Raw genomic sequence first — 23,149 nt, 5'->3', positions numbered from 1 at the left:
AATATGGACTTAAAACGCTCTTGTAATCTGCATGCACATGAATGACGAACATCGGAAAGCCGTATGAGGGAAAACCTCACGTACGGTTTGATGAGGAGGGGCAGATTTCTCTGCCCTTTACTCTAGGGAAATGATGCGCAGCCATATCCTGTGGAAATCCGGGGTCTCCCCCGAAAGGAATGTCTACCCATAGAACGATCCCGGTGGATTGGTTAGACGCCGATCCAGCTGAAGCTGGATGCGGACGGAATAAGCTTCAGAGCATCACGTCACTTTTGAGGGATTTGTTCTTGATAGCCGCCCCTTGGTGTTCAGCAGAATGTTCAAGAAGCAAACCGGCCAATCCCCTGCCCGATACCGGTAAGAACAATGGGATAAGGGGGAATAACGGTAAAAACGCTGGACAAAAGGAAAGCGTTAACGGATATTATTATGCATAGAGATTTGTTTTTTTGAATTTGCCAGCCGATTCTCACAGGGGGTTGTTCCGTGAAGACCATGCAAGGAAAAATGTTCTCCGCGTTCGGATGGGTCGTGCTTCTCGCCATCATTCCCATTGCGTACAGTTCTTATTACTATTCGGCTAAAGTCATTGAACGCAACGCGACGTCCTATATTTCCGACAGGATTCAGGGGGTCAACGGCAACCTGCAATCGATGGTCGAGGAAGTCGATAACATCGCCAAGGCGATCGTTATCCGCGATGTGATTCACCAAAGCCTGCTCAGCCGCAAAGAAGCTCCGACGATCGAATGGTTTCAGGAGAAGAAAGAAGTGGAGGAGTTTCTCGGCTCGATGATCGCCTTCAAAAATTACGTGCAGCAGATCACCGTCATCGGCCGCGACGACACCGTGTTCTATACGGGGAACCGGATCGGAAACTCCGAATTCACAGCCTCGTTATGGGAGGACCCCCATATTCGCGAGAACAAACGGCATCTGCTGTACGATCCGTCGGGGAACGGAAGGATTCTGCTTGTTCGTCCCGTCCTGTCCGGCGGGGAGATGATCGGACTGTGCATCGTCCATTTCGATCCGAATCTGTTCAAGCAGGTATACGATATTGAACCGTTGTCAGAAACGGTCGTCTCGGTCATTGATGAAAGCGGAAACATTATCTACGATTCCAGATCCGAGCGAATTCATACGCAGCTTCAGGATAAGGAGACGCTGGCCTTATTGGCCGGAGCCGTGCCCGGCGAATGGAAGAGCAGCAAGATCGATATGGAAGGCCAGTCGTATCTGGCCGTGCAAACCCGATCGCAATATACCGGCTGGTCGACGATCGTCATGGTCCCGCTTCGCGTGCTGCTTAGCGAGGTGAACGGCATTAAGCTTCAAACGCTTACCCTGGCCATTGCCGTGCTGATCGCCGTGCTGCTTATTTCCCATGTGCTTTCCCGGCAAATCGCCAAAAATATTAAGCGGCTGCACAGCGCCATGAAGCTCGTCCGCGAAGGGCATATGAATGCGCGGCCGCGAATCAGGAACGAGGACGAAATCGGGCAGCTCAGCGAAATGTTCGTCTCGATGATGGATCATTTGCAGGAGCTGCTGCATACGGTCAAGACGCAAGAGCGGCAGCGGCGCGAAGCGGAATACAGGGCGCTGCAGGCGCAGATCAAGCCTCATTTCCTGTACAATACGCTGAACACGATCAAATATTTGGCCCGCATCCAGCACGCCCCCAATATCGAGGAAATTTCCGGATCGCTCATTGAGCTGATGCGGTTCGCCATCGATCCGAAGCGGGAGATGATCCCCGTTCGCGAGGAGCTGAAGCAGGTGGAGCATTATGTGCGAATCCAGCGGTACAAGTTTTTGGACCGGATCGCCGTCAATATCAACGCGGAGGAGGAGGCGCTGGATTGCCTCATCCCGAAGCTGATCGTGCAGCCTATCGTCGAAAATGCGATGAACCACGGCCTTGGCGCTCTGGACCGGGAAGGCACCGTATCGATCCGGATTTATTGCGACGCATCGAAGCTGCTGAAGCTGAGCGTTACGGACGACGGGATCGGCATGCAGCCGGAGCTGCTTCAGGCGATAAGCACCAACGCCGCGCGGGCGGAATCCGATTCGGCCGGAGGCATAGGATTAAGCAACATACGGGAACGGCTGCAGCTGGCCTTCGGAGAGCCTTACGGACTTACCGTGTACAGTCAGGCGGGAGCTTTTACGACCGTGGAAATTACGATTCCCCAAGTAAGGAAGGTGCGTAGCGATGTTGTTGAAAGTTATAGCGGTTGACGACGAGCTGCTCGTTCGAAATCATTTAAGGTCGCTTATCGATTGGGAGCAGTTCGGCTTTACGCTATGCGGCGAAGCGGGAGACGGCGCCGAAGCGCTGGAGCTTGTCCGGGACACGGCCCCGCATCTGGCTATCGTCGATATGAATATGCCGGGAATGGACGGCGTGGAGCTGATCCGGCAATTATCCGAACGCTGCCCGGAGCTGCGGATGATTGCCCTCAGCAGCTATGATTCGTATGAATACGTTCGGGGGTCGCTGCATTTCGGCGCCGTCGATTATTTGCTCAAGCACCGGCTGTCTCCGGAGACGCTCGTCCAGGTTTTAAGCAAGGTGAAAGAGAAGGTGCGGGTCGAGCTTAAGCAGCAAACCGACCGCGAGCGGGAGCGGCTCAAATGGGAAGCGGCGGTGCCCGCCGTCAATCAAAGCTATTTGAAGGAGTTGTTAATCGGCGCCGGCGCGGCCGACGAGAGCAAGTATGTCGAGCATTTCCGGGACCTGCCTTACGGAAGGGACAGCCAGCGGCATGTGCTGCTGCTCATGAAGCTGATGAATTTCGAGGAGCTGCATATGCGAATGAACGAGCAGGAGCTGACCCTATTCATCCGTTCGGTTACCGATATGACGCTGCAGATTATAGCCGACGCGGGCTGCGCGGTTTATTTGGAGAGAGGCACGTTCGGCGTCCTGTTATCTATGGAGCATGGGCGCAGCGAGAATGAAATCCAGCAGCAGGTCGAAGGCAAGAAAGCACGCTTGAAAAAATCGCTTGAGCTGTATTTTAATTGCTCCGTGCTGTTTGTGCAGACGGGGATATTCCGCACCCTTGCGGCCATCTCGGCGCAATATGTCCGGCTCCAGGGCAAGCTGGACGAGCTGCAGGGGCATACGCCGAAGGCGGAGCGAGCGGAACGGGCTGTCGTCTCGTATGTGACGATAAGCCAGGAGAAAGAGCTGCTCGCGGCCGCGGAAGCTTGCGACGCCGAGGAGCTGTCGCGAATCGTGCGGGATGTCGCCCAAGCTTGCGACGCGGACAGGGCGGCGTATCCCCGCGGGATTGCGCGCGCCGGGGCGGAGCTGATGCATCTGGCGGTCAAGATTGCGCAAAAAGCCGGAATCGAATCGGAGTGGATCGTCCGGGAGCTGAGCGGCGGTCCTGCGGACCCCAAGGATGGGGCGGAGCTGGAGAGTACGTACCAAGCCTTGTTCGCCAAGCTGGCCGAAGCTCTGAGCGCAGTCCAAACCTCAGCCCGATATTCCCGGTATGTCGCCCAGGCCATTCGGAGAATCCAGCAAAACTATAGACAAGGGATTACGCTGGAGGAAACGGCGGAGCAGTTGGGTATAACGCCGTCTTACCTCAGCAGGCTGTTTAAGGAAGAGCATGGAATGACCTTCACCGAGTATTTGACGGCGTACCGGATCGACAGAAGCGCCCAGCTCATTCGCACGAGAGCCTGCTCCGTGAAGGAAATTTATCATTTGGTCGGCTTTAACAGCTACAGCTATTTTATTAAAGTGTTCAAGGAGCATATCGGAGAGACGCCTCACGTCTATGCGGGCAAGTACGGGAAGTAGTATTGCAATAATTTGATGTTTATTATAAAAATATGATACGATGCCGCGGCGTTGCGCATTTTATAATAATTTCAGTTCGGAAAACAAAAAGAAAAAGGGGCTGAAATGGATATGAATCGAATGAAAACGCTGTCAACTTCGTTTATGGCCGTCGTGGCATTTTCCTCACTGCTGGCCGGATGCTCGTCGGGGGATCAAGGCGCTGCGAAGCAGCCGTCCGCCGCCGGAGGCGATGCCGGTTCCGTATTGAACGCGAGCGGATTCCCGATCGTCAACTCCGAGGTGTCGATGCGGGTGTTCGGCTGCAAGGACCCGAACCAAGCGGCATGGAAAGATGTATTGGTGCTGAAGGAGTACGAGAAGAAAAGCGGCATCAAAATGGTGTATGAAGAGACGCCGACGCAAGGCTGCGCAGAGAAACGAAACCTGTTGTTCGCGTCCAATGAATTGCCCGACGTCTTCCTGAGGGCGGATCTAAGCAATACCGACATTTCCAAATACGGGATGCAGGAGCAAATGCTGATCCCCTTGGAAGGGCTGATCGATAAATACGCGCCCAACTTGAAAAAGCTGTTCGACCAATACCCCGAAGCCAAAAAATCGGTTACGGCGACCGACGGGCATATTTACTCGCTGCCGGTGCTGCGCCTTCAGGCGGCAGGCCGGGGAGATAAAATCTGGATCAATCAAGACTGGCTGACGAAGCTGAATTTGAAAGAGCCTACGAATATCGACGAGCTGCTCACGGTGCTGCGCGCCTTCCGCGACCAGGACCCTAACGGCAACGGCAAGAAGGACGAGATTCCGCTCGGACTTCGCGATCCGGGGATGGTATTCACCACCTTCGCAGGCTCGTTCGGCTTGGATCATCAGCTCGGAACGAACGCCAATATCGACGGCGGCAAAGTCAAGCTGTGGGTCGGCGACGACAGATACAAGGAGCTTCTGATGTTTCTGAATAAGCTGTATGCCGAAAAGCTGCTGTATGCGGACTTTTATTCGCAGGACCTGCCGAAATGGCGCAGCAACTTGTCGCAAGCGTTGTACGGCATGTTCTTTATTTACGCATCCGACCCGTTCACCAAGGTCGAAAATCAATTTGCCGGCATGGCTCCCGTCAAAGGGCCGCACGGCGACCAAATGCTCAGCACGGGCAGCCCGCTGGCATCGCCGATCGGCACCTTCGCTATTACCAATGTCAACAAAAATCCGGAAGCGGCGATCCGCTGGGTCGATTACTTCTATAGCGAAGAGGGAAGCCGCTTTTTCAACTACGGGGTGGAAGGGCAGACTTATTCGATGCAAAGCGGCAAGCCCGTGCTCGCCGACAGCATCAAGAACGATCCCCGCGGCATGATGGCCGCTTTGGGGCAGGTCAATCTGGTTCCGGGCGGCGGTTTCCCTACGATCATTGTCGACGATATCGTGTTAAGCGAGAGAACGAAGGAAGTATCCGCCGTTTCCGAGCCGTTCACGTCCAAAATGATGTACGGCGCTCCGATCTTCGATCAAGAGGCGACCGACACGATTGTGCCGATCAAAGCCGATCTCGATAAATTCGTCCAGGAGTCGGCCATCAAATTTATTTTAGGCGAAATGAGCTTTGACAAATGGGACGAATATACGGCGACGCTGAAAAAAATGAAAATCGATCAGCTGGAACAGGCATACCAAAAAGCCTTCGATGCCATGAATAAGTCTTAGGAGCGTGATTGTTCATGAAATCGCAGGTCATCATGTCGACGGCGGCGGGCACGGCTCGCCGCCGTCTATGGAAACGAGTGCACGCCAAGTACGAATTTTACATTATGCTGTCCATCCCCGTCATCTGGTACATTGTGTTTAAATACGTTCCAATGTACGGCATTCAGATCGCCTTTAAGGATTTTTCCGCAAGCCGCGGGATGATGGCCAGCCCCTGGGCGGGACTCAAGCATTTCGAACGGTTTTTCGAATCGTCGTATTTCTGGGAGCTGCTGTGGAACACCCTTTCGCTGAGCGTCTACTCGCTATTGGTAGGCTTCCCGTTACCCATTCTGCTTGCTTTGCTGATTTATGAAATCCGCTTTCTGCGGCTGAAGAAGTGGGTTCAGAACGCGACGTATATTCCTCACTTCTTATCCTTGGTCGTAATCGTCGGCATGCTGAACGTGTTTCTGGATGCCGACACCGGCAAGGTGAATCAGCTGCTCGCTCTGTTCGGCGCCGATCCGGTGCCGTTCATGCGCAAAGCGGAATGGTTCCAAACGGTATTCGTCTCCTCCGATGTGTGGCAGCATATGGGATGGGGCTCGATCATTTACTTGGCGGCGCTAAGCGGCATCGATCCGACCTTGTACGAAGCGGCCAAAATGGACGGGGCTACGCGGCTGCAGCGGCTTATGAACATTTCGCTGCCGGGGCTATTGCCGACGATTATTATTATGTTTATTTTGCAAATCGGACATTTGATGGATGTCGGCTTTGAGAAAGCGCTGCTGATGCAAAATCCCGTGAATGCGAGCAAAGGCGAAATTTTGGCAACGTTCGTGTATAAAAACGGGATTCAGCAAGGCCAGTTCAGCTACACGGCGGCGGCGGGACTGTTCAATTCCGTGATCGATTTCGCGCTGCTGCTTGCCGTCAACACGTGGGCGCGCAAAAAAACAGAAACCAGCTTGTGGTAGGTGGTGATACGATGATGACGCTTCATGATTCCAAAGCGGTCCGCTCCCGGGACGACAAGCTCTTCGATACGATCGTCTGCCTCTTGGCCGTCATTGTGCTATTGATTGTGCTGTATCCGCTCTTATTTGTCGTCAGCGCATCCTTCAGCGATCCGGTTCGCGTGATCGAAGGAAAGATTTGGCTGCTTCCGCAGGGGCTCACCTTTGACGCCTATCTGCACGTATTCGAGAACGAATCGATCTGGAGCGGTTACCGCAATACGTTAATTTATACGCTCGCCGGGACGTTCATTAACATCGTGCTGACGATTTTGGCGGCGTATCCGCTTTCGCAGAGAGATTTGCCGGGACGCAAGACGCTGATGTTCCTGATCACGATCACGATGTTTTTCAGCGGGGGGCTGATTCCGACTTACCTCTTGATCAAGTCGCTCGGTATGATCAATACGATCTGGGCGCTGATTGTCCCCGGCGCGATTTCGACCTATAACCTTATCGTTATGCGGACATTTTTTCAGAACGGAGTGCCGTTCGAGCTGCAGGAATCGGCCTGGATGGACGGGGCGTCCAATTTCCGGCTGCTCTTTACGATCGTGCTCCCGCTGTCCATGCCGATTATCGCGGTGATGGTGCTGTTTTACGGCGTAGGCCACTGGAACGCCTATTTCAATGCGATGATCTACTTAAAAGACCGGGAGCTGTTCCCGCTTCAGCTGATTTTGCGCGAAATTCTCATTCTCAATCAGTCGGAAAATATGGGACTGGACGGAGCGGGGATGACCGAGCGGGTTATGATGGCTGAAAGCATCAAGTATTCGGTTATTATTATTTCCAGCCTTCCGGTTCTGCTCCTGTATCCTTTCGTGCAAAAATATTTCGTGCAAGGGGTTATGATCGGCTCGATCAAAGGCTAGCTATCAGGAAGAGACCGCCTCTCAAATTCATAAAGGGAAGGGAATACGGGGATGAATAAACCTAATCTATTATTGATTCAAACCGATCAGCAGACGGCCGAGACGCTGAGCTTGTACGGCAATCCGGCGCTCGCCACTCCGGCGCTGGAGGCGCTGGCGCAGCGGGGCGTTGTATTCGAGCAGGCGTTCTGCAACTATCCGGCTTGCTCGCCGTCGCGCTCCTCCATGTTTACCGGCCGCTATTGCTCGACCTTAAACCTTCACGCTAACCATATGCTGATCAATCCCGCCGAAACGACGCTGCCGCAGGTGCTGAAGCGATGCGGTTATCAGACGGCGATTATCGGCAAAAATCATGCTTTCATGAATCAAGCCGAGTCGTATTATCCGGGAGGCGTTCCGGAGCAGCCGAGCACGCTGCGCGAGGTATTCGATTATGTCCGGCTTGCGGATCACGGCCATATGGTGGACGGCTACCGCGACGACCCCGGCGCCAGAGCGGCGCATGAATGGGCTGTGAAGCATTGCTGGAGCAGTCCGCTCGGCCATGGCATCAATCCGGCTCCGGCGGAGAAATGCGGCACGTTTCTGCTCGGAGAAACGATGCTCGATTATTTGGAGAACGTGCGCGACGAATCGAAGCCGTTCTTCACGTGGCTGTCGTTTCCGGACCCGCACACGCCTTATCAAACGCCGGAGCCGTATGCGAGCATGATCGATCCGGCGGACGTGCCGATGCCTCCCGTCGATACGCTGGAGGGCAAACCGGAGCGGGTGAAGGTCGCTCACTTGATGGATGCTATGGATACGGCGGACGAAGCGCTGATCCGGCGCATTCGCGCGATTCACTACGGCATGATTCGCTTTATCGACGATATATTGGCGAAAATATTCGCCAAAATGGATGAGCTGGGGCTGACGGACAATACCGTAATTATGTTCACCTCCGACCACGGAGACTCGATGGGAGCGCATGGCGTTATCCAGAAGCATAACTTTTTTTACGATTCCTTTAATCATGTGCCGCTAATTATGTCCGTGCCCGGCTATTCGGGCCCGAAGCGGACGGCGCATCCCGTCGAGCTGATCGACATCATGCCGACGCTGCTTGAGCTGGCCGGCGCGCCGGTCCCACCGGGCTGCCAAGGAAGAAGCGTCGCGCCGTTTCTGCAAGGCGATCCGTCGTACATTCCGCGGGAGTTTGTCGTCATAGAGAGCGGGGAGCACGGAACGCCGGTGAAAGTGTCGGATATTACGCTGCGTCCGGAGCATCCGCTGGACGAACGGTATTTTGTCTGGTGCGCGTATGCGGACGCGTGGATCGGCAAAGGCAAGGCCATTCGCACGAACGATTGGAAGCTGTGCGTTTATGCCAACGGGGAGGGCGAGCTCTACGATTTGAAGCAGGACCCGCATGAGCTGGACAACCGGTTCGACGATCCCGCCTGCGCCGGGGTCCGCACGGATATGGAGCGCAAGCTGCTGCAATGGACGATGGACAAGGAAGACCGGCTGCCGTTAAACCATACCGTCAAAATCTCCATGCAATCGATGCGCGAAAAATATCATTGTTCATAGTATGGGAAGCCGGGGAATGATCCATTCGTAAGCTGTAAAAGATAGATAAAGAAACGAAAAACAGCAGCTTCAGCGATTGAATGCGCGAACATGCGATGAACAAGCAGCCGGTGTTTGTTCATCGCGCCGCTGGAAGAAAAAATGACGAACACCGTTCTTTACGAACGGTGTTCGTTGTCGTATAATGAGGTCAGCAAAAGCTGCAGTATAACGAATCATAAAGGAGCTGATCATGATGACATTCGTTTCACATAAACAACAACCGCGCATCGCTATTATCGGGGGAGGCCCAGGGGGACTGACCTTGGCTTTAATACTTCAGCGTCACGGCATTCCGTCTATCGTCTACGAACGCGAAGCGAGCGATACGAATCGGGAGAGAGGAGGATCGCTGGACATTCATGAGGATTCCGGGCAAATCGCGCTCCGCGAAGCGGGTCTGCTCGACCCGTTTTTGGCGGTCGCCCGGTTTGAAGGAGAGGATTTCCGGCTATTGGACAAATCGGGAACGCTCTATATGGATGAAAGGGCGGAGGAAGACGAGCAGGGAAGCCGGCCCGAGATCGACCGCGGCGAACTGTGCGATCTTCTGCTTCATGCGCTGGACCCCGGCCGCATCCGCTACGGCTGCAAGCTGACGGATGCGGCGCCGTTAACGGACGGACGATATGAGCTCCGCTTCGAGAACGGCCTTACGGACGTCGCGGATCTCGTCGTCGGCGCCGACGGAGCCTTCTCGCGGGTGCGTCCGCTGCTGACGGAGGCCAAGGCCGAGTATGCCGGCATCAGCTTCATCGAGCTGAACGTGGAGAATGCGGCCGCCGCTCATCCCGATCTCGCCGCATTGAACGCGCGGGGCAAGCTGTTCGCTTTGTCCGGCGGCCAAGCGATTCTGGCCCAGCTGAACGGAGACGGGCGGATTAAGGTGTATCTCGCCTTCAAGACGGATCGAGGCTGGCTCGATACATGCGGCATCCCGTTCGACCGGCCGGAGGAAGCGAAGCGGCAGCTTCTGGGCTATTTCGAAGACTGGGACGACTCGCTGAAAAATTACATCCGCTATGCCGGCAGCACGGTGCTCCCGAGACGGATTTATATGCTGCCGGTCGGCTTGCAGTGGCCGCATAAGCCCGGCGCGACGCTGATCGGAGACGCCGCGCATCTGATGTCTCCCTTCGCCGGCGAAGGGGTCAATCTGGCGATGCTGGACGCAGCGGAGCTGGCGCTAGCCATCGTCGAGCACAAGGATGTAAACCTGGCGACGGCCGCTTACGAGGCGAAGATGTTCGCATATTCGTCCCGTTCGGCAAAAGAATCGGCCGATAATTTGGAGCTTATTTTCGCGGACAATGCCGCGCAAAAGCTGAAAGAGCTGTTCGACCATTATTATGAACATACCGCTTCCTCCGAAGATTTACAAACGGGTGCGGACATGCTATAAGTGACTTATGGATACTTCAAACCGAAACATTGTCAGCCGCCGGTCAAGGCCGGCCAAGGAGCCGTTAAGCCGGGAAATTATCGTGAATACGGCCCTGATTTTATTGAAGAACGAAGGACCCGCAGGTCTGAGCATGCGCAAAGTAGCCAAGGCGCTCGATACGGGACCTTCCTCGTTATACGTCTATGTAGCCAACCTGGAGGAGCTATGCGCTTACGTTCTCGACGCGGGACTCGCCGCCATCGAGCGGCCCGACCCGGGCGAGGGGGACTGGAAAGCCCGTCTGTTCGATGCCGTATATGCCTATTTGAAGGTACTGTACGAAGCGCCCGGCCTCGCCGAGCTCGCGCTGACGACGATTCCTGTCGGCCCGCGTTCGCTCGAATTGACGGAGTACATTTTGCAAAGACTGTACGAAGGCGGCATCCGCGCCGCGGCTGCGGCGTGGGGAGTGGATTTGCTGCTGCTGTACGCCTCGTCCGTGGCCTTCGAGCAATCTTCGCGCGACCGCAAAGGGACGACCTTGAACCTGTTGGCCGCTTCGTACCGTTCCATCGACCCGCAGCGATATCCGCTGCTGGCGAGTCTTAAGGAAGAGATGCTGTCCGGCGGAGACGGCCCCGACGGCGGCAAGGAACGTTTCCGCTGGGGGTTCGAGTCGATTGTGCAGGGGATTCTCCGGCACAATGAATAGGTTGGACGCAAAAGGGGCTGTTCTTAACGGGGCAGCCTCGTTTGCGTGTTGTAGAGCCCGGCGAAAAAGCAGTCTTCGCTAAGCGAGGGCAATCTGGAGAAGCGTCAGCGTTCGCCTTACAACAGCGAGTGGAGACTTCTATCGACCGCAGGACACGAACCAATCACCACTCTTTTTATAAGTTAAGAAAAAGTTTATCTTTGCCCTGCTTTTTGTTAAATGAATTTCCTTATCCTATCTGTATAACAGGCAGGGAGGAATCATGATGAAGAAGTGGTTGTGGGCATGGATCGTCATCTTTGGACTAATAAGTTACGGAGCTTATCAGCTGAAACCGATCGTCGCCGGCGATAAACAGAAGCAGGCGGACGTTCAGACCGGGCAGGGAATTTCTCCGAAGAACGGCCGGACGATCAAAGTGGAAAGCAAACAAATCTACCAAGGAAATCTCATCTTGGTCAATAAAGATTATCCGGTGCATCAAGAAGGCGTTCAATCCGATATCGTGAAGCTGTCACAGCACAAAGAACTGGTGCAAGGGTACGGCTTACTCGACAACACGATCCGTTTGTCGCAAAGCGTGGCGCAGCGGTTTGAGTCGATGATCGATGCGGCCGCCAAAGACGGGGTGACCCATTTCTTGATCAGCAGCGGCTACCGGGATAAGAAAGAACAAGACGAGCTTTACCGGGAAATGGGAGCCGATTACGCACTGCCCGCAGGCTACAGCGAGCATAACTTGGGCTTGTCGCTGGATATCGGGTCGAGCCAGATGGAGATGAATCGCGCTCCCGAAGGAAAGTGGCTGGCGCAACATGCCTGGGCTTACGGGTTTATTCTGCGTTATCCGAAGGATAAAACGGAGATTACGGGCATCCAGTACGAGCCGTGGCATTTTCGCTATGTCGGGTTGCCGCACAGTGCGATTATGCAGGAGAAGCAGTTTACGCTGGAACAATATTTGGACTATCTGAAAACGCAGAAGACGATTACGGCGACGGTAGAGGGGAAGCGGTATGAAGTTTCTTACTATCCGGTGTCCCGAAACGCATCGATTCAGGTTCCGGCGGGCCGCCGCTACGAGCTGTCGGGGAACAACACGGACGGCGTCATCGTCACCGTATTTCCTTGACAGCTTGGAATGAATCGCCAAATGTGTTAACGGACGTCAAAATTTTGTACAATAGAATGGTTAACTTCATGCAAGGGATGGGTACATATGAAACGTATCACGATTTTAGTTGCGGATGACGAGAAGGAAATTGCCGATCTGATCGGCCTGCATTTGACCAAAGAGGGTTATCATGTCATTAAAGCGTCGGACGGGCAGGAAGCGCTGAAGGCCGTGCAGACGAATTCCGTCGACTTAGCGATTCTGGATATTATGATGCCCAGAGCGGATGGATATGAAGTGACGCGGCAAATTCGGGAACAGAGCCCCATGCCGATCATTTTCTTGAGCGCCAAGACGTCCGATTTCGATAAAATCGCGGGGCTGGTGAAGGGTGCGGACGATTATATGACCAAGCCTTTCAATCCGATGGAGCTGATCGCCCGCGTGAACGCGCAGCTGAGGCGTTCCATGCTGCTGAATCAGTTGTCGTCCGACGCCAAGCCCGTGCTGGAAGCGGGCGGGCTGGCGATTTTCCCCGACCAGCGCACGGTTACCTTATACGGCGAGCCGGTGGAGCTGACGCCCAAAGAATTTGACATTTTGTATTTGCTCGCCAGCTATCCGAAGAAGGTGTTCAGCGCGGAAAATATTTTTCAGCAGGTGTGGGGCGAAGACTACTACGAAGGCGGCAATACGGTTATGGTGCATATCCGGAAGCTGCGAAAAAAGCTGGAGGAAGACGAACGCAAGCAGAAGCTGATCAAAACCGTATGGGGGGTGGGGTATACGTTCAATGGCTAGCATGGTACGAAGCTTCCGTTCCAAAATGCTCGTATTATTGGGGCTGAGCATGCTGTTTTCGGGCCTCATTACTTTTTTGTTCTATAAGGTGCTTCAGCTTTATTACCACACGTTTGTCAAATTCGAAGAGCCGCTTGCGTATGTGCGTCTGTTTATAAATAAGGTCGGGGATATTAACTTTTTCTTACTGTTTTTTGTCCCGCTCGCGACCTTGTTTTTCTTTTTTTTGACCAAGCCCTACGCCATGTATTTTAATGAAATTTCGAGCGGTATTCGTCATCTCGCAAGCGGCGACTTTCAACAGCGGGTGCATATTCCGTCCGGGGACGAGTTCGAGGACATTGCGACGGACATCAATCTGGCCAGCGAGAAATTGCAGCAAGCCGTGGAAAGAGGCGACTTCGCGGAAACAAGCAAGGACCGGCTAGTCTTGAATTTGGCTCACGATCTGCGCACTCCGCTCACTTCCGTGATAGGCTACCTCGATTTTATTCTGAACGACGAGCAGTTGACCCGTGAGCAGGTCAGGCAGTATGCGGTGATTGCATTTCAAAAGTCGCAGCGGCTGGAGAAGCTGGTCGACGAGCTGTTCGAAATTACAAGAATGAATTACGGCATGCTGGCCTTCGAGAAAAAAACGATCGATCTCAGCGAGCTGCTGATCCAATTGAACGAGGAGCTGTACCCGATCTTCGAGAAGCATCGGCTCGAGACCCGGCTGAACGTGGCTCCGGGCTTGCTTGTGGCGGGCGACGGAGATTTGTTGGCCCGCGTCTTTGAGAATTTGCTGACCAACGCCGTCCGTTACGGAAGAGACGGCCGGTTTATCGATATGAACGCGCATCCGGACGCGGAGGCGGCCGTCGTTCAAGTGGTCAATTACGGCAGCCCTATTCCGCCGGAGGAGCTGCCGCATATTTTCGATATGTTCTATACCGGCGACAAGGCGCGCTCTCATCTAGAGGGCGGCACCGGTCTCGGGCTGTTCATTACGAAGAACATAGTGACGCAGCACGACGGAACGGTGGCAGCCGAAAGCAGCAAGCAGCGCACCATATTTGAAGTTCGTCTTCCGCGAATCCTGCCGTCCGACAATTAAGAAAAATTTTAAGTTTATCCTACTTCTTTTTAAACAGTTTTCGTTACCCTATCCATCAAGGGCAGAAAAAACTGGGAAAAGGAAGTAGGTTTTTTTGTTTTCATTTCTTGCCTGACGAACATGACGAAACAGAAAGCGGGGATGATTCGATGATTGCGAAGCGGCGACTCCGAAGCGATGCGGCGGCGGCTCTCTTGTTTCTTGCGCCGAGCGGGATCGGGTTTGCGCTGTTTTACCTGATTCCGTTTGCGATGGCCGTCTATGACTCCTTCATAAACGGTGCGGCTTCGAACCGGTTCGTCGGTTTGGAAAACTACCGCGAGCTGCTGATAAGCGGCTCCTTTCGGAAAGCGGCATCCAATACGTTTTATTTTACTATGATTAGCGTTCCGCCCATGGTGGGGCTGTCTCTGGGCTTGGCGCTGCTGATGAACCGGGATTTGTTCGCCCGAAACGGGCTGAGGACGGCTTATGTGCTCCCGCTGGTCGTTCCTGTAGCCTCGGTTGTGTTCGTCTGGCAAATGCTGCTCGATTGGAACGGCTCGCTGAACGCATGGCTGGGCCATCTGGGAATCGCCCGTGTGGATTGGATGAAAACCGACACGGCCCGTTATGCGATAGCCGCGGTCTCCTTGTGGAAGAACATCGGCTATAACATGATTATTTTTTTGGCGGGACTGCAGCAAATTCCGAAGGACTATTACGAAACGGCGCGTATGGAAGGGGCCGGCCGCTTCCGGCAGTTTCGCAGCATTACGCTCGTGTATGTGACGCCGACGATGTTTCTGGTCGTCATCATGTCCATCATAAATTCGTTTAAAGTGTTTCGCGAAGCGTATTTGATCGCGGGCGATTACCCGCATGACAGCATCTATATGCTGCAGCATTACATGAACAATATGTTCATGTCCATGGATATTCAGAAATTGACCGCGGCCGCGGCGTTAATGGCGGGCTGCATGCTGCTGCTGACGCTCGGGCTGTTCGCGCTCGAACGCCGGTTCCGGCAGTTTATCGATTAACCGAGGGGAAGGAAAGTCTATGCAGCGTACAGGACGAGGACGTTCGGGAATAGGGCAAAAGATGGCGATTACGTTCATCTTGGCCGTCATCGCGGCGGCGATGCTTATGCCCGTTATCATTACTTTTACCAATTCGCTCATGAGCGAGAAGGAAATCGGGATCAATTACGGCTGGATCGGCAAGATGAGCGACGCCTCCGCAGGCGGTACGAGCCGTTTCGTGAATATGAAGCTGCTGCCGGACAGAGTGACGCCGGAGCAGTATGCGAGCGTACTGGTTCTGAACGCAGGCTATCTGCGAATGTTCTGGAACTCCGTAGGGATGGCGCTGCCGATCGTCGCAGGACAGACGCTCGTCGGCGCGCTCGCTTCCTACGCCTTCGCCAAGCTGCACTTTCGCGGGCGGGACTCATTGTTTCTCTTGTATGTCTTGACGATGCTCATGCCGTTCCAAGTGACACTGGTACCCAATTATATCATGGCCGGCAAGCTGGGGCTGTTGAACAGTCCGTCCGCGATCATAGGGCCCGGGATTTTCGCCGCATTCGGGGTATTTATGCTCCGGCAATTCGCGCTGCATATTCCTTACTCCTATATCGAAGCGGCCAAGATGGACGGAGCCGGGCACCTGAGGATTTTCCGCTCGATTATGATGCCGATGATCAAGCCGGGTGTGGCCGCGCTCGCCGTGCTGCTGTTCGCGGATTATTGGAATATGGTGGAGCAGCCGCTTATTTTTCTGAGCGATCCTCTCAAGCAGCCGTTGTCCGTTTATTTATCGCAGGCGAACGAAGGAGAACGGGGGATCGCTTTCGCCGCGTCGATGCTGTACATGACCCCGATGGTGCTGCTGTTCTTCTATGCGGAAACGTACTTCATCGAAGGCATTCAGCTATCCGGGATCAAAGGATAATGCAAATACATACAGGAGGCGGAGGACGGGGAAATGGGACCGTACGAAGAGGCTGAAGCAAGCAGCCGCAGAAGAATCGTCCGAACGGCTTTCGGCCTGTTTATGGGGCTGCTGGCGCTGCTCACGTTATTCGGCAATACGCTGCAGTCGCTGGCTTTGCCGAAAGTAAGAACGGAAACGCCGATTCCGGGGAGTCTTACCTATACGCTGGAGGGAAGCGGGATATTGAAACCGGCGGTTCAAGTTCCGTTAACGAACTCTGCCGGCTGGAAGGCTGCGGCCGTTCATGTGAAGGAGGGGGAGCGCGTGAAGCAGGGACAGCTGCTGATCGCCTATGACAGCTCTGCCGCCGAACGGGAGCTGGAGGATGAAACGGCGCAGCGGGAAAAACAAAAGATCGATCTGCAGACGACGCGGGAACGCTTCATCGCGGCGGCTCAGGAGGGGGATGAGGCGAAGCGGCGGAGCGCAAGCCGCGATCTGGAGAAAGGCGTCATCGATCTGAGCGTGCAGGAACGCAAAATCAAGCAATGGACCGATATGCTGGCCAGCCAAAAGGAGCTGACCGCTCCGTTCGACGGGATCGTGACGAGAGTGAATGCGGTCGCAGGCTTAGCCTCCGCGGGAGAGCCGGATATCGTGCTGTCGAACGAAAGCCGGGGCTACCGGTTCGAGTTTGCAGCCGATGCGCTCTTGCTATCCAATCTGGGACTGGCTCCGGAAGACAGCATCCAAGTCGAAGTAACGGCGGCCGCGGACCGGCAGGCCGATATTATGGACGGGGTCGTTGCCGAGCTGGCGGATGCGGAACCGCGGGCGGACAGCCCGTCAAGCGGGGCAGGCGGCAAGAGCACAGCGGTCGCGCAGAAAACGGTGCGTGTGAACGTATCCGCTCCCGGGCTGAAAGGAGGTGAGCAGGCGCATGTCAAGATCGTCAAACGATCCGGCCGGGAAGGCATCAAGCTGGCTAACGGGGCTATCCGCCAAGACCGCGCAGACCCGTTTATTTATACGGTGGAAGAAAGAAAAGGAGCTTGGGGCAATGTGTTTATCGCGCGAAAGATTCCGATTCGCCCATTGGAAACGAATGGAATCGAAACGTTGATTGCGGAGGATGGCGTGAGCCGAAACGAGCAGATTATTGTGGAAAGCAGCGAGCCTCTTCAGGACGGCAACCGGGTACGGCTGCAGTGAGGAAGCACAAACTAAACGTTGAATAGAAAAGGGGAAATGTTGCGATGAGAAAACGACTGGAGCTTGTATTCATCTGCCTGCTGCTGACTGCGGCGACCGCATGCCAAGCAGGAGGCGGCAGAGAAACCGTTGGCCGGGAGAAGCCGAAATCGAAGGACGGCAAGACGATCGTCGCCTTATCTGTCAAAGAACAGACGGCTTACTACGAAGCGGCGGCGAAGAAGTTCAACGAAAAGCATCCGGACATCGAACTGCAAATCCATAGCTTTAAGCCGCCGGGCGAGAAATGGGGCGGAGGCGATATGGAAAAATATGCAAAGGCGACGAACACGGCCGTACTCTCGGGAAACGGCGCCGATCTGCTCGAAATGACGGACCTGCCCGTCGGCGCGTATGCGAATAAAAAGCTGCTTCTGAACTTGAACGACATGCTGGAGCAGGATCCATCGCTCAATAAGAGCGATCTGCAAACGAATATTTTGGATGCGTTGAAAATGAACGGAGGCTTATATACGATACCGGGCGGTTTCATGCTAAGAGCGTTCGTTGGGGATGGAAACGTGCTGAACAAGCCGGACGTGAAGATCGATGATGCCGGCTGGAGCTGGAAGGAATTTGAAGATACAGCCCGCAAGCTTGTGCAGAAGACGGGGAGCGGCAAGGACCGCCGCTATGCCTTGGCGGATGACCCGCCGGAAGTTATTCTGCAAGAATGGGTAGCGGACAGCTACGGAGAATTCATTGACCGCGCCTCCCGGAAAGCGAGCTTCGATTCTCCCGCGTTCACGGCATTGCTGCGGCAAATCAAACAATTATACGACGAGAAAATGATGACTTCCGAGCCGATCGACAACGGGAAGCAGCTATTTTACTCCGCGCGGTTTATGTCCCCGGACGACATCATCAATGAGCCTTACCGCGTCTTTACGAATCCCCGGCTTCTCCAAAAGCCGCATCCGGAAGGCTCATCCGGCGGAATCCGTATCATTCCCTTCAGTGAGCTGGCGATACAAGCCAACTCCCCGGTCAAAGAGGAAGCATGGGAGGTCATCGCCTTTTTGCTGTCCGAGGAAGCGCAGTCGCTTCCCGACAGGGAGGGATTTGCGCTGCTTAAATCGGTGAACGAGAAGAGGCTCGGCGAGATGCAGAAGCAAGTCCGGAACGGGTCGTATAAGCTCTCCACGGGTCAAACGGTCAAGGTGCCGGACGACTACTTCGCCCGATTCAAACAGTTTCTGAATACGGCCGGTCGTTACTCGGAGATGGATGTGAAGGTGCTGTCCATTATCTATGAGGAATCCGAAGCGTTCTTCGCCGGTCAAAAGTCCGCAGAGGACGTGGCCAAGCTGATCCAGAACCGGACGACCACCTATTTGAACGAATAAGACTCCAGATTGCCTCAGGCTGTCGCGGCTTAAAGCGGCAGCCTTTTTGGGGCGCTTAACGAGGTGGGCAGCCGAACGATCGTATTGACTTACACGCTAAGGGGCAGTATGTTGGACGATAGGGGTCGAAAAAAAGATAACGAATAGGAGAAAGCACAGAGTGGGGAAGCGTACGGGAACATTCAATAAGATTTACGCTTTGCAGCTGGTTACGATTTTTTTAGGATTCGTCATCTTCGGGTTTTCGGAAAATATTAAAGGACCGGCCATTCCGCGCATACAATTCGATTTTATGCTGAACGAATCGCAGCTGGGCACCTTATTATCCCTTAACGCCCTCGGCTATTTGATCGCCTGCTCCTTTACGGCTTATTTAACCAGAAAATGGGGCATTAAGCCGGTAACGGTGACGGCATTTGCGGTGATGGCCGTCTCGGGCGTATTTATTTTTTGCTCGCGCTATTATCCTATGTTCTCGGCTTCTTACTTCCTGATGTACATCGGAAACGGCATGCTGGAGATCGGCCTGGCCATTCTCGGCGCGCGCATTTTTGTGAAAAACACAGGGACGATGATGAATTTGTCCCATGGCTTCTACGGCCTCAGCTCGACGGTCGCCCCGCTGATCGCCACGGGACTGATGGAGGTTACGGTCTACGGCCATGCGTTGGACTGGCGCGGCATGTATCTCGTTATGCTGCTGTTGTCCGTGCTGCCGATGATTTCCGCATGGTTCAGCACGTTCCCCGGGGACGACATTCATCATGAAGAACGCGTGCCTTTGCAAGCTTTGCTCAAAGATCCGGTGCTATGGTTCATGGTCTTTATTTTGTCGTTCGGCGTCGTATCGGAGATGGCCGTCGGAGGATGGCTCGTGAACTTTCTGGAGAAAGCTTACGGCTGGGATACGGTTGCCGCTTCGGGGATGCTGTCCGCCTTTTTCTTATGCTTTGCGCTGGCGCGGCTGCTGCTGGGACCGTTAACCGATAAAATCGGGTTTATCTTATCGCTGATCCTGTTCTCGGGATTTTCGGCCGTCTGTACGTTTGCCGCCGTTTGGGGCGGAGAACCTTTCGCCTTTCTGTTCGCGGCATCCGGCGCAGGCATTGCCATGATCTATCCGACGGTTATGGCTTTCATAGCCAGAAGATATCCGAAGGGCAGCGATACGGCCATTACTTTTACGGTGACCCTTATGGGATTAGGCAGCGTGATCGGCAATTACGTGATCGGGGGCGTCATCGAAGCCGTCAAACGGCTTTTCGGCGCAGAATCGCAAACGGGGCTGCTCCGCGGGCTCCAGGCCGGATACGGCGTCATCGGCTTGTGCGCTGCGTTATGCGCGGTCAGCGGGATGATTTTATTCCGCTATTTGCTTAAGCGCAAAGAAATCATTTAGACTGCGGGACGGCGAGCTATTTCGAGGCTGTCGGCATAAAGCCGGCGGCCTCGTTCTCATTGCATTCGGCGGGCGGGCAAAAACAGGAAAGTTTCCATGCTTTATTTGCTCTTTTTCCAAGGCGGGCGCGCCTATATTCTTAGTAAAAGATAAGGCGCTTATCACAACCGAGGTACAACACGGAGCGCCTTGGAGGGAGATCCATCCAATTGAAACCGATCATTCAACTGCTGCATTTCGGCTATCATCAGGCGATGAGCTGCCTATTTCCCGTCGCTATCTTCGGTACCTTGGCAATTACTAGCGTCGTGCAGATCCCGTTCATACATCGTTACGATGCCATTTTACTTATACTGCTTGGAGTGCAGTTCTTCATGTACCGCAGCGGATTAGAGACAGGCGATGAAATCAAAGTGATCTGCGTATTTCACTTCATCGGGTTGGCGCTGGAAATATTCAAGGTGCGGATGGGCTCGTGGTCGTATCCGGAGCCTGCGTATACGAAGCTGCTCGGCGTCCCGCTCTACAGCGGATTTATGTACGCAAGCGTAGCCAGCTTTATGTGCCAGGTATGGCGGAGGCTGCGGATGGACATGACGGGCTGGCCCGGGTTCATGCCGTCGATGCTGTTGGGCGGAGCCATTTACTTCAATTTTTTCACGCATCATGTTATGCCGGATTTTCGCTGGTGGCTGACGGCGCTTGTATTTATCGTTTTCCGGAAAACATGGATCATCTATCGGGTGCGGACGATCGCTTATCGAATGCCTTTAACGCTCGCTTTTCTCATTGTCGGTTTTTTCATCTGGCTGGCTGAAAATGTGGCCACGTTTCTCGGGGCTTGGAAATATCCCGATCAATACCAAACATGGCATATCGTTAGTTTCGGCAAAATCAGCTCGTGGTTCCTGCTCGTCATTATTAGCGTCATCATCGTGGCCCAGCTCAAATATGTGAAAGCTCGCCGGGCTGCAAAGGATTCATGGTTCAGCAGCTTCATCTAGCTTGCTTGTCTTGGTGATCGTGAGGCGGCGAAGATGCGAACGCGTTGTCCTTATTCCTCACTTTTTGATCCGTTAATTGTATTTACGGCTTCCTGCGGAAAGGATTACTATTACATGGTAAGCCTTGGATCGAACAATACCTATTCGAAAGGAAGTAACGCAATGCTCATTCCAAGACCTGAATACCCGCGCCCGCAGTTCGTTCGCGAGGAATGGATCAATTTGAACGGATCATGGGAGTTTGAGATGGACTTTGGACGAACAGGCAGAGGACGCGACCTTCACCGGGCGGATCGGCTGCAGCAGTCGATCCTGGTCCCTTTCTGCCCGGAAAGCCCGTTATCGGGTATAGGATATACCGATTTCATGCCTGCCGTCTGGTACCGGAGGACCTTTACGCTGCCTAAGGACTGGTCGGGCAAGCGCGTTCTTTTGCATTTCGGCGCCGTCGATTACGAAACGGAAGTATGGGTTAACGGCGAATCGGCGGGTACGCACCGCGGCGGGTACAGCTCGTTTCAGCTCGATATTACGAAGCTGGTTCGAGAAGAAGGCGATAACGTCGTGACCGTATGCGCGGAGGACGATGTGCGAACGGGAAGGCAGCCGGGAGGCAAGCAAAGCGGGAAGTATCATTCATATAATTGTTACTACACGCGGACTACCGGCATTTGGCAAACCGTATGGCTGGAATGCGTTCCGGATTTCCGTCTCGACTCGTATCGAATCGTAACCGACCCTGCCAACGGTCAGGCCAATTTGGCGATCCGCTTGAAGGGAAGCTTCCGAAAGGGGCTGTCGCTGCGAATCGACGCGTATTACGACGGAAAGCTCGCAGGCAGCCGTACGGCGCAAATTAGCAGCCATCAGCTTCACACGCAAGTAGCGCTGGACGAGGTGCATCTGTGGGAGCCGGGGCAGGGCAGGCTGTACGATCTCTGTTTTACGCTGGAAGAGGATGGCCGTGCGATCGATCGAGTAACCAGTTATTTCGGCATGCGGGAGATTACGCTGACCGATAAAGCGGTATTGATTAACGGACGGACCGTATTTCAGCGTCTCGTGCTGGATCAGGGCTTTTATCCGGACGGGATTTATACGGCGCCGACCGACGAGGCGCTCCGCCGGGACATCGAGCTTGCGATGGATCTGGGGTTCAACGGAGCGCGGCTGCATGAGAAAATGTTCGAGCCCCGCTTCTTGTATTGGGCCGACAAGCTCGGCTATCTGGTTTGGGCGGAGCACGCCAACTGGGGGCTAGACATTACAACGCCGGCAGGGCTAAGCAGCTTTTTGCCGGAATGGCTCGAAGGGATGGAGCGCGACTTCAATCATCCGTCCATCGTCGGCTGGTGCCCCTTCAACGAAACCTGGGACCGCGACGGCACGAAGCAGGACAACGAAGTGCTGCGCATCACTTACGAGGTGAGCAAGAGCGTCGATCCGACCCGTCCGGTGAAGGATACGAGCGGACATTTTCATGTGAAGACGGATCTGTTCAGTCTGCATGATTACGATCAAGATCCCGAATCGTTTGCCGCTCGATTGGAGACGATGAAAAACGGCGGCGAAGTGTACGTGCGGCATCCGAAACGGCAAAAGTACGAGGGACAGCCTTATCAGGTGGCGGAATATGGAGGCATCTGGTGGGACCCTGCCCAATCTCACGAAGAAGGCTGGGGATACGGCGACCGTCCGAAGAGCGAAGAGGAGTTTCTCGCCCGGTACGAGGGGCTGATGACGGTAATATTAGACAACCCGCATATTAGCGGCTTGTGCTATACCCAGCTGTATGACGTAGAGCAAGAGGTGAACGGCTTATATACATACGACCGCAAGCTGAAGTTTCCAAGGGAAGCGATTCGCAGAATCAATATGAAGCCGGCGGCTATTGAGCAAGCGGAGGGGCCGAACGATTAAAAGAACAGCGAACAGGCGGCCGGCGAGTCGATAGGAGCGACAACAGCGAGCGGAAATCTCTGTTGGCCGCCGGCGGGTCGTTCGTTGTTCACCGCGCTTGCAGGAAGGCTTTCTTGCGGTACCCATCGCATGAAAAGCCGCCTCCTCGCGCAGGGGTTAATCCATCGTGAAACCGC

General features: G+C 54.3%; 19 protein-coding genes. 18 read left to right on the top strand and 1 reads right to left on the bottom strand.

The window, feature by feature from the left end; genetic code table 11:
- Positions 1 to 498: 498 nt before the first annotated feature.
- The 18 genes from N0M98_RS14470 to N0M98_RS14385 all read left to right on the top strand — a co-directional run bounded on the left by N0M98_RS14470 (position 499) and on the right by N0M98_RS14385 (position 22,973).
- Entirely contained in the window at positions 499 to 2,250 is a 1,752-nt protein-coding gene (locus N0M98_RS14470; protein ID WP_259618321.1) for a sensor histidine kinase, read from the top strand.
- The gene (locus N0M98_RS14465; protein WP_259618313.1) at positions 2,225 to 3,829 is read left to right on the top strand and encodes a response regulator transcription factor; all 1,605 of its coding nucleotides are present in this window, start codon (positions 2,225 to 2,227) and stop codon (positions 3,827 to 3,829) included. Before N0M98_RS14470 ends, N0M98_RS14465 begins: the two co-directional genes overlap by 26 nt.
- A gap of 111 nt (positions 3,830 to 3,940) precedes the next feature.
- The gene (locus N0M98_RS14460) at positions 3,941 to 5,533 is read left to right on the top strand and encodes an extracellular solute-binding protein (protein ID WP_259618312.1); all 1,593 of its coding nucleotides are present in this window, start codon (positions 3,941 to 3,943) and stop codon (positions 5,531 to 5,533) included.
- 14 nt (positions 5,534 to 5,547) lie between these two features.
- A complete protein-coding gene (locus tag N0M98_RS14455; protein WP_249863389.1) occupies positions 5,548 to 6,495 on the top strand; it encodes an ABC transporter permease in 948 nt (315 codons plus the stop codon).
- A gap of 11 nt (positions 6,496 to 6,506) precedes the next feature.
- Entirely contained in the window at positions 6,507 to 7,409 is a 903-nt protein-coding gene (locus N0M98_RS14450; protein ID WP_249863388.1) for a carbohydrate ABC transporter permease, read from the top strand.
- A 51-nt stretch (positions 7,410 to 7,460) separates the two neighbouring features.
- Positions 7,461 to 8,987: a sulfatase-like hydrolase/transferase gene (locus N0M98_RS14445; protein ID WP_259618311.1), complete on the top strand. Its 1,527-nt coding sequence runs from the start codon at positions 7,461 to 7,463 to the stop codon at positions 8,985 to 8,987.
- 235 nt (positions 8,988 to 9,222) lie between these two features.
- A complete protein-coding gene (locus N0M98_RS14440; protein WP_259618320.1) occupies positions 9,223 to 10,428 on the top strand; it encodes an FAD-dependent oxidoreductase in 1,206 nt (401 codons plus the stop codon).
- Positions 10,429 to 10,435: 7 nt separating this feature from the next.
- Entirely contained in the window at positions 10,436 to 11,122 is a 687-nt protein-coding gene (locus tag N0M98_RS14435; protein WP_259618310.1) for a TetR/AcrR family transcriptional regulator, read from the top strand.
- A gap of 265 nt (positions 11,123 to 11,387) precedes the next feature.
- Entirely contained in the window at positions 11,388 to 12,254 is an 867-nt protein-coding gene (gene vanY, locus N0M98_RS14430) for a VanY-A/VanY-F/VanY-M family D-Ala-D-Ala carboxypeptidase (RefSeq protein WP_259618319.1), read from the top strand.
- A gap of 87 nt (positions 12,255 to 12,341) precedes the next feature.
- The gene (locus N0M98_RS14425; protein ID WP_249863385.1) at positions 12,342 to 13,037 is read left to right on the top strand and encodes a response regulator transcription factor; all 696 of its coding nucleotides are present in this window, start codon (positions 12,342 to 12,344) and stop codon (positions 13,035 to 13,037) included.
- Complete coding sequence (locus tag N0M98_RS14420) at positions 13,030 to 14,136, top strand: sensor histidine kinase (RefSeq protein WP_249863384.1); 1,107 nt, start codon at positions 13,030 to 13,032, stop codon at positions 14,134 to 14,136. The genes N0M98_RS14425 and N0M98_RS14420 overlap by 8 nt, the downstream gene beginning before the upstream one ends.
- A 149-nt stretch (positions 14,137 to 14,285) precedes the next feature.
- Positions 14,286 to 15,158, top strand: coding sequence for a carbohydrate ABC transporter permease (locus N0M98_RS14415; protein WP_249866142.1), 873 nt, complete (start codon positions 14,286 to 14,288; stop codon positions 15,156 to 15,158).
- Positions 15,159 to 15,177: 19 nt separating this feature from the next.
- The gene (locus N0M98_RS14410; protein ID WP_249863383.1) at positions 15,178 to 16,071 is read left to right on the top strand and encodes a carbohydrate ABC transporter permease; all 894 of its coding nucleotides are present in this window, start codon (positions 15,178 to 15,180) and stop codon (positions 16,069 to 16,071) included.
- A gap of 33 nt (positions 16,072 to 16,104) precedes the next feature.
- The gene (locus N0M98_RS14405) at positions 16,105 to 17,265 is read left to right on the top strand and encodes an efflux RND transporter periplasmic adaptor subunit (RefSeq protein ID WP_249863382.1); all 1,161 of its coding nucleotides are present in this window, start codon (positions 16,105 to 16,107) and stop codon (positions 17,263 to 17,265) included.
- Positions 17,266 to 17,309: 44 nt separating this feature from the next.
- Positions 17,310 to 18,650, top strand: coding sequence for an ABC transporter substrate-binding protein (locus N0M98_RS14400; protein WP_259618309.1), 1,341 nt, complete (start codon positions 17,310 to 17,312; stop codon positions 18,648 to 18,650).
- A 160-nt stretch (positions 18,651 to 18,810) separates the two neighbouring features.
- On the top strand, positions 18,811 to 20,049 hold the full coding sequence (locus N0M98_RS14395) for an MFS transporter (protein WP_259618308.1): 1,239 nt from the start codon (positions 18,811 to 18,813) through the stop codon (positions 20,047 to 20,049).
- 209 nt (positions 20,050 to 20,258) lie between these two features.
- Entirely contained in the window at positions 20,259 to 21,053 is a 795-nt protein-coding gene (locus tag N0M98_RS14390) for a DUF817 domain-containing protein (RefSeq protein ID WP_249863380.1), read from the top strand.
- A gap of 162 nt (positions 21,054 to 21,215) precedes the next feature.
- Entirely contained in the window at positions 21,216 to 22,973 is a 1,758-nt protein-coding gene (locus N0M98_RS14385) for a glycoside hydrolase family 2 protein (protein WP_259618307.1), read from the top strand.
- Here N0M98_RS14385 and N0M98_RS14380 read toward each other — a convergent pair.
- Positions 22,970 to 23,104: a hypothetical protein gene (locus tag N0M98_RS14380; protein WP_259618306.1), complete on the bottom strand. Its 135-nt coding sequence runs from the start codon at positions 23,102 to 23,104 to the stop codon at positions 22,970 to 22,972. The two genes, N0M98_RS14385 and N0M98_RS14380, sit on opposite strands and share 4 nt — an antisense overlap.
- Positions 23,105 to 23,149 lie beyond the last annotated feature (45 nt).

This window comes from Paenibacillus doosanensis (assembly GCF_025060755.1).
GTDB lineage: Bacteria > Bacillota > Bacilli > Paenibacillales > NBRC-103111 > Paenibacillus_S > Paenibacillus_S doosanensis.
Note: the sequence above shows the minus strand (reverse complement) of the source record. Positions and strands in the feature narration are given on the sequence as shown.